The following is a 7373-nucleotide window of genomic DNA, read 5'->3' as shown; positions in this document are numbered from 1 at the left end:
AGCCGAGGCCGAGGTAGCGCGCCGCGAGGTCCATCGTGCCGTGCCGCTCGGCGCCGGCGATCCAGCGGATGCGGGGCGCGCCGCCGAGCCCCTGCTCCTCGACGTCCCAGCCGACCCGGCGGAGGACCTCGTCGCGCGCCGCGGCGAGGCATGCGAACTGCGCGGTCGTCGCGCCCGTGGCGAAGCCCACGTCGCTTCCGGCCGGGAGGCCGAGCAGGTCGAGGAGCCACGATGACGCGATCTCCTCCACTGCGACCGCCCCGGGAGTGATGGTCCTCAGTCCCGAGTTCTGGTCCCAGGCCGAGACGAGCCAGTCCGCCGCGAGCGCGACCGGCTGCGTGCCGCCGATCACCCACCCGAAGAACCGCGGCGACCCGATCGCGATCAGGCCGGGCTCCGCCGCCTCGGCGAGCCGGTCGATGACGGCATCCGCGCGTTCGCCATGCTCCGGCAACTCGCGTCCGAGCGCGTCCATCACCTCCTCGACGCCCGCACGTGGCGGGATGGGCCGCTCGGGGAGCGTGTCGAGCCACGCCGCGGCGTGTCGATGGGCGAGACCCAGGAGGTCGTCGTCCAGCGGGCGGAGCTCGGGCGCCGCAGCCGATCGTGAAGGTGCGTCGGACATCGTTTCACCTGGACTTCCACGCGTCGTCGCGCAGTCCCGATCCTGCTCCCCTCGCGCGGGCGCGGTCAACGTCCGGCACCGAAGGGGCGAGGTCCTCGACCCGGCCGGCCGGCGGTCAGGCCTCGGGCGCTGACGCTTCCGGATCGCCCGCGACGAGCTTCACCGCGAGCGAGTCCACCCCGGTCGCGATCGCGTCGTCGGCGGCCCAGCGTCGTGCGAGGCGTGCGGTCGTGGCGTCGAGCTCGGTCCGCGTGAGGCCCGAGACGAGACGCAGCCGCACGACGAGCTCGGGGCCTCGCAGCCGCGCATCGGGGTCGCCAGCGACGAGGTCGACGCCGAGCACGGCGAGCTCGCCCCCGATCGAGCGCTCGAAGGCCTGCCGGACCGCCGCCGACTCGACGGGCGGATGCCACGGCTGCTGCTGCGCGACCGCCCAGACCGCGGGACGGCGCAGCACGAACTCGGTCTGCGAGCCGGGGTCGAGGACAACGAGCTCGGTGCCGTCGTCGGCCGCCGCGAGCGCGACGCGCACGCCGTCGGCGGGCACCGGCCGCGCGACCGGGTTCCACGCGGTCATCGCCTCGACGGAACCGAAGACGGGCAGCACGCGTCGCCCGTCCGGCCCCTCGACCGTGACGATCGAGAGCTCCTGGCTCTTGTCGACGGCGTGGCCGTGCGCGCCGACCTCGCTCCCGCCGTCGCCGAGTTCGGCCAGCAGCGGGATGAGCAGGCGCGACGCACCGAACGCCGCGACGACCTCGGCCTGACCGCCGTCTCCCGTCCGGAAGCGCGCGAGGGCCGCGCCGAGCGCCTCGGGCATCCGGCCGTCGTCGGCCGCGTGCGGGTTGGACTCGAACGACCGGCCCGCCCACGGGCGCCCGGCGGAGTCGGCCGAGGGATCAGTGGGAAGCGACATCCAGCGCCTCGGGCAGCGTGAACGCGCCCGCGTAGAGGGCCTTGCCGATGATGGTGCCCTCGAGTCCCTGCGGGACGAGCTGGCGCAGCGCCGCGATGTCATCGAGGCTCGAGACCCCGCCCGACGCGATGACGGGGCGGCGGGTGCGCTCCATGATCTGCCGCAGCAGGTCGACGTTCGGACCCTGCAGCGTGCCGTCCTTCGTGACGTCCGTCACGACGTACCGGGCTGCGCCGGCGTCCTCGAGGCGGTCCATGACCTGCCAGAGGTCGCCGCCGTCCTTCGTCCAACCGCGCGCGGCGAGGGTCGTGCCGCGGACGTCGAGGCCGATCGCGATCGCCTCGCCGTACTGGGCGATGACGGATGCCGCCCACTCCGGGTTCTCGAGGGCCGCCGTGCCGAGGTTGATGCGCTTCGCGCCGATCTCGAGGGCGTTCTCGAGCGACCGGTCGTCGCGGATCCCGCCGGAGAGCTCGACGTTCACGCCGCGCACCTGGCGGATGACCTTCTTCAGGATCCCGGCGTTCGACCCGCGGCCGAACGCGGCGTCGAGGTCGACCAGGTGGATCCACTCGGCCCCCTGGTCGGCCCAGTCGCCGGCCGCGTCGACGGGGTCGCCGTAGTTCGTCTCGGTCCCCGCCTCGCCCTGGGTCAGGCGGACCGCCTTGCCGCCCGCCACGTCGACTGCCGGAAGCAGCACCAGGCGGGGGGTCTTGCTGAACTCACTCATCACTGTCCTCGGATCGGATGCCGCCGAAGATGCGGCCTCGGCACAGTCACAGCATCCTAGTCCGCACCGGAACGCCGTGACGCATCGAAGGTCTCGGGAGGTCGCGTCCGGCCTCAGCCGAGCGACCGGATCCAGTTCGAGAGCAGGCGGATGCCGGCATCCGACGACTTCTCGGGGTGGAACTGGGTCGCCGACAGCGGGCCGTTCTCGACTGCGGCGAGGAAACGCCCGCCGTGCTCGGACCAGGTCAGCTTCGGCTGCGGGAACGGCGGGATGACGTCGAGGCTCCACGTCTGCGCTCCGTACGAGTGCACGAAGTAGAACCGCTCGTCCTCGAGTCCCTCGAACAGCACGGATCCCGCATCGGGCTCCACGGTGTTCCAGCCCATGTGCGGCAGCACCTCGCTCGGCAGTTCGGTGACGGCGCCCGGCCACTCGCCGAGGCCCTCGGTGTCGACGCCGCGCTCGACGCCGTGCTCGAACATGACCTGCATGCCGACGCAGATGCCGAGCACGGGGCGCCCGCCCGCGAGGCGGCGGTCGATGAGCTCGTCTCCCCGCACCGAGCGCAGGCCCTCCATGACGGCCGCGAAGGCGCCGACGCCGGGGACGACGAGCCCGTCCGCCTCCATGACGGAGCGGCGATCGGCGGTGAGCTCGACCTCGGCGCCGGCGCGCTCGAGCGCCTTGACCGCCGAGTGGACGTTGCCCGATCCGTAGTCGAGGACGGCGACGCGCCGAGCGGCGCTCACAGGGCGCCCTTCGTGGACGGGATGCCGGTGACGAGCGGGTCCCACGCCTTCGCCTGGCGGAACGCGCGCGCGAACGCCTTGAACTCCGCCTCCGCGATGTGGTGCGGGTCGCGGCCGCCGAGCACGTTGACGTGCACCGTGAGCCCCGCGTTGAAGGTGATCGCCTCGAACACGTGACGGACCATCGAACCCGTGAAGTGCCCGCCGATGAGGTGGAACTCGAAGCCGGCGGGCTCGCCCGCGTGCACGAGGTACGGCCGGCCGGAGATGTCGACGACGGCCTGCGCGAGCGCCTCGTCGAGCGGCACGAGCGCGTCGCCGTACCGGGAGATGCCGCGCTTGTCGCCGAGCGCCTGCCGGATCGCCGTGCCGAGCACGATCCCGACGTCTTCGACGGTGTGGTGCACGTCGATCTCGATGTCGCCCTTCGCGCGCACGGTGAGGTCGGTGAGCGAGTGCTTCGCGAACGCGGTGAGCAGGTGGTCGTAGAACGGCACGCTCGTCTCGATGTCGCTCGTGCCGGTCCCGTCGAGGTCGATGGAGAGGTCGATGCTCGACTCGCTGGTCTCGCGCTGCACGCGCGCGGTGCGCGCGGGGCGGTCGGTGCTCATGGGGTCATCCTATTCGGGGAGGTCGGGAAGGATTCCGGGGTGGATCAGGCGTTCGCGGCGGTCGACGGCGCGAACGAGGCCATCGCCTCCAGGAACGCCGTCGTCTCGGCCTCGGTGCCCGCGGTGACGCGCAGGCAGCCCGGCAGGCCGATCTCGCGGATCAGGATGCCGCGATCGAGGAGCGCCTCGAACACCGCGTGCGGGTCGGCGACGCCGCCGAAGAGCACGAAGTTGGCGCCGCTGCGGTACGGGTGGAAGCCGAGCCCGCGGAGCTCGCGCGTGATCCGCTCGCGCTGGGCGCGGATCTCGTCGACCATCGCGAGCATCTCGTCGGCATGGGCGAGGGCACCGAGCGCCGCCGCCTGGGTCAGTGCGGAGAGGTGGTACGGGAGCCGCACGAGGCGCAGGGCGTCGATGACCGCCGGGGCGGCGGCGAGGTAGCCGACGCGAGCCCCCGCGAACGCGAACGCCTTGCTCATCGTCCGCGAGACGAGGAGCCTCGGCCGTCCCTCGAGGAGGGTCAACGCGCTCGGCGTGCCCGGGTCGGCGAACTCGTGGTAGGCCTCGTCGACGACGACCACGCCGCGTGCGGCGTCGGCGACCGCGGCGATCGTCTCGAGCGAGAGCGGCGTGCCCGTGGGGTTGTTCGGGGAGCACAGCAGCACGACGTCGGGATCGTGGCGCTCGATCGCCGCGACCGCGGTCTCGGGCGAGAGCTCGAAGTCGCCGTCGCGGTCGGCGGCGATCCACCCGGTGCCGGTGCCCGACGAGAGGAGGCCGTACATGGAGTAGGTGGGCCCGAAGCCGAGCGCGGTGCGTCCCGGTCCGCCGAAGGCCTGCAGCACGTGCTGCAGGACCTCGTTCGAGCCGTTCGCCGCCCAGAGCTGCTCCGGCACGAGGTCGTGGCCGAGGTACCGCGCGAGCGCGGTGCGCAGCTCGGTGAACTCGCGGTCGGGGTACCGGTTCAGGCCGATGATCGCGGCCGCCACGCGCGCGACGATGTCGTGCGCGACGTCCTCGGGGATCGGATGCGTGTTCTCGTTCACGTTGAGCGCGACCGGCACGTGCTTCTGCGGTGCGCCGTACGGGGACTTGCCGCGCAGATCGTCGCGGATGGGCAGGTCGTCGAGACTCGTCACCGATCAATGCTATCCGCGCGCCTCGTCGTGTTTCGCGGCGCCGGAGCACGGCGGGCGACGGCTACCCGACGGCGGGGAGGACGAGTTGCTGGCCGGGCTGCACGACGGCGTCGTCGAGGCCGTTCAGTCGCATGATCTCGTAGATCACGTCGCGCGGATCGGACGACGGAGCGATCGTCTCGGCGATGCCCCACAGCGTGTCGCCTGCACCGACCTCGACGGTCTCGAACGTCATCGCGGAGGCACCGCCGTCGATCCCGGCGACAGCGCCACCGCTCGAGAGCACGCCGACCAGGACGCCGAGCACCAACGGGAGCGCAGCCAGACCCGTGACGACGACGCGACCGCGCCTGGTGAGCCTCAGCCGGGCGCGCGGGGTCGTCGACCCGAACGCGGGCATCGTCGGCGCCGCACTCGCGGCCCCCATCACCACTGCACTCATTCCGCACCTCCCGGGCTTCCAGCTGCGCATCCGGCCCTCGGCCGGGAGGGCCGGATGCGAAGCTGTGTTCCGAATATATCTTCGAACAATCGAAGCTGCAAGCACCGGAGGGTGGGATTTCCGGCCCGGATTCCGCGACACACTCGAACGGATGTTTGTCGCGCGCGTGCGAGGCGGATACAGTTTCGAATGTCCGACGACAGTCGAACACCGACCACCGACATCCGGGCCGACGCGGTCCCGACGAGAGGCGAGGCACGTGAGCATCGACATCGACCAGGCACGCGGCGCGGGCGGCCGGTCGCGTCGGCGCAAGACGCTGAGTCCGAAGCAGCTCGCGATCCTCGAGGTCATCCGCGGCTCGGTCTCCGACCGCGGGTACCCGCCGAGCATGCGCGAGATCGGCGACGCCGTCGGACTCTCCTCGCTCTCGAGCGTCACGCACCAGCTGAACCAGCTCGAGCTCGCCGGCTACCTGCGGCGCGACCCGAACCGTCCCCGTGCGCTCGAGATCCTCATCGACGTCCCCGGGACGGAGCACCGCCCGGCATCGGTCGAGCCCGCCCCCGTCGGCGATGCGGCCATGGTCCCCATGGTCGGCCGCATCGCCGCAGGCGTGCCCATCATGGCCGAGCAGCAGATCGAGGAGGTCTTCCCACTTCCCCGCCAGCTCGTGGGCAAGGGCGAGCTGTTCATCCTGAAGGTCGTCGGCGACTCGATGATCGACGCCGCGATCTGCGACGGCGACTGGGTCGTCGTCCGCTCGCAGAAGACGGCCGAGAACGGCGAGATCGTCGCGGCGATGCTCGACGGCGAGGCCACCGTCAAGGTCTTCCGCCAGCGCGACGGCCACACCTGGCTGCTCCCCCGCAACTCGGCCTTCGAGCCCATCCTCGGCGACGAGTCCGAGGTGCTCGGCAAGGTCGTCGCGGTGCTCCGCACGGTCTAGCCGCCCCCGCGCGAGCACTCGCGAAGAGCGGTCGTCCCGCCAGCGGCGACGGACGGCGGATGCCGCGGGCTCCCCCGCGGCATCCGCCGTCGCGCACGCTCGTCAGGCCGTCGGGACCGCGACCCCCTCGCGGACCGAGCGCGTCGCCTCGACGATGTTCGCGAGCGAGGCGACCGTCTCGTCGTAGCCGCGTGTCTTCAGCCCGCAGTCGGGGTTCACCCAGAGCCGGCCGGCGGGCACGCCGTCGACCGCGCGCTCGAGGAGCGAGCGCACCTCCTCGACGCTCGGCACGCGCGGCGAGTGGATGTCGTAGACGCCCGGCCCGACGCCGTGGTCGAACCCGCTCGCCGCGAGGTCGCCGACGACCTCCATGCGGCTGCGCGCCGCCTCGATCGAGGTCACGTCGGCGTCGAGCTCGCGGATCGCGTCGATCACGACGCCGAACTCCGAGTAGCAGAGGTGCGTGTGCACCTGCGTCGCCGGCGCCGCGCCGCCCGTGGCGAGTCGGAAGGACCCCACCGACCAGTCGAGGTACGCGGGCTGGTCGGCGCGCTTCAGCGGCAGCAGTTCGCGGAGCGCGGGCTCGTCGACCTGGATGACGCGGATCCCGGCCGCCTCGAGGTCGCCGATCTCGTCGCGCAGGGCGAGCGCGACCTGGCGGGCCGTGTCGCCGAGCGGCTGGTCGTCGCGCACGAACGACCACGCGAGGATCGTGACCGGCCCCGTGAGCATGCCCTTGACGGGCTTCTCCGAGAGCGACTGGGCGTACGTCGACCACTCGACGGTCATCGGCGCAGGGCGCGACACGTCGCCCCAGAGGATCGACGGACGCGTGCACCGCGAGCCGTACGACTGCACCCAACCGTGCTGCGTGACCGCGAAGCCGTCGAGCAGCTCGGCGAAGTACTGCACCATGTCGTTGCGCTCGGGCTCGCCGTGCACGAGCACGTCCAGGCCCAGCTCCTCCTGCAGCCTGATGACGCGCGCGATCTCCTCGCGCATCAGCTCGCGGTAGGCGGCATCCGTGAGCTCGCCCTTCACGAGTCGCGCGCGGGCTCGGCGGATGTCGGCGGTCTGCGGGAACGAGCCGATCGTGGTCGTCGGGAGGGCGGGCAGCGCGAGGTCCTCCTGCGCGGCCACGCGGGCGTCGTAGGGCGCGCGCGCGAACGCGGTCGCGTCGAGGGCGTCCAGACGGGCCCGCACCGCGGG

The 7373-nt window shown here is 72.4% G+C and carries 9 protein-coding genes; 1 reads left to right on the top strand and 8 read right to left on the bottom strand.

The features are described 5' to 3' along the window. From ESO86_RS08235 to ESO86_RS08200, 7 genes are all read right to left on the bottom strand, one after another. Positions 1–625: pyridoxal-dependent decarboxylase (locus tag ESO86_RS08235; protein WP_242492276.1), on the bottom strand; the 625-nt coding region annotated here is incomplete at its 3' end. 115 nt (positions 626–740) lie between these two features. Next, positions 741–1541 (bottom strand): SseB family protein, encoded by an 801-nt coding sequence (locus ESO86_RS08225; RefSeq protein WP_129234463.1) that lies wholly within the window; start codon positions 1539–1541, stop codon positions 741–743. Next, positions 1525–2271 (bottom strand): bifunctional 1-(5-phosphoribosyl)-5-((5-phosphoribosylamino)methylideneamino)imidazole-4-carboxamide isomerase/phosphoribosylanthranilate isomerase PriA, encoded by a 747-nt coding sequence (gene priA / locus ESO86_RS08220; RefSeq protein WP_129234462.1) that lies wholly within the window; start codon positions 2269–2271, stop codon positions 1525–1527. The genes ESO86_RS08225 and priA overlap by 17 nt, the downstream gene beginning before the upstream one ends. A gap of 113 nt (positions 2272–2384) precedes the next feature. After that, positions 2385–3023 carry an imidazole glycerol phosphate synthase subunit HisH gene (gene hisH, locus ESO86_RS08215; RefSeq protein WP_129234461.1) on the bottom strand — a complete coding sequence of 213 codons (639 nt, stop codon included), beginning with the start codon at positions 3021–3023 and terminating at the stop codon, positions 2385–2387. Then, complete coding sequence (hisB, locus tag ESO86_RS08210; RefSeq protein WP_129234460.1) at positions 3020–3634, bottom strand: imidazoleglycerol-phosphate dehydratase HisB; 615 nt, start codon at positions 3632–3634, stop codon at positions 3020–3022. The genes hisH and hisB overlap by 4 nt, the downstream gene beginning before the upstream one ends. A gap of 44 nt (positions 3635–3678) precedes the next feature. Continuing rightward, complete coding sequence (locus tag ESO86_RS08205) at positions 3679–4773, bottom strand: histidinol-phosphate transaminase (RefSeq protein WP_129234459.1); 1095 nt, start codon at positions 4771–4773, stop codon at positions 3679–3681. Positions 4774–4834: 61 nt separating this feature from the next. Further along, positions 4835–5215 carry a LysM peptidoglycan-binding domain-containing protein gene (locus tag ESO86_RS08200; protein ID WP_242492275.1) on the bottom strand — a complete coding sequence of 127 codons (381 nt, stop codon included), beginning with the start codon at positions 5213–5215 and terminating at the stop codon, positions 4835–4837. Between the two features lie 271 nt (positions 5216–5486). Here ESO86_RS08200 and lexA point away from each other — a divergent pair, with 271 nt between their 5' ends. Then, positions 5487–6164 (top strand): transcriptional repressor LexA, encoded by a 678-nt coding sequence (gene lexA, locus ESO86_RS08195; RefSeq protein WP_242492277.1) that lies wholly within the window; start codon positions 5487–5489, stop codon positions 6162–6164. A gap of 102 nt (positions 6165–6266) precedes the next feature. Here the strand turns inward: lexA and metE are convergent. Next, on the bottom strand, positions 6267–7373 hold a 1107-nt coding region (metE, locus tag ESO86_RS08190; RefSeq protein WP_129234457.1), incomplete at its 5' end, for a 5-methyltetrahydropteroyltriglutamate--homocysteine S-methyltransferase.

It is taken from the genome of Agromyces binzhouensis, assembly GCF_004135055.1.
Taxonomy (GTDB): Bacteria; Actinomycetota; Actinomycetes; order Actinomycetales; family Microbacteriaceae; genus Agromyces; species Agromyces binzhouensis.
The sequence above is the reverse complement of the archived record's forward strand: the minus strand, read 5'-3'. Positions and strand labels throughout refer to the sequence as shown.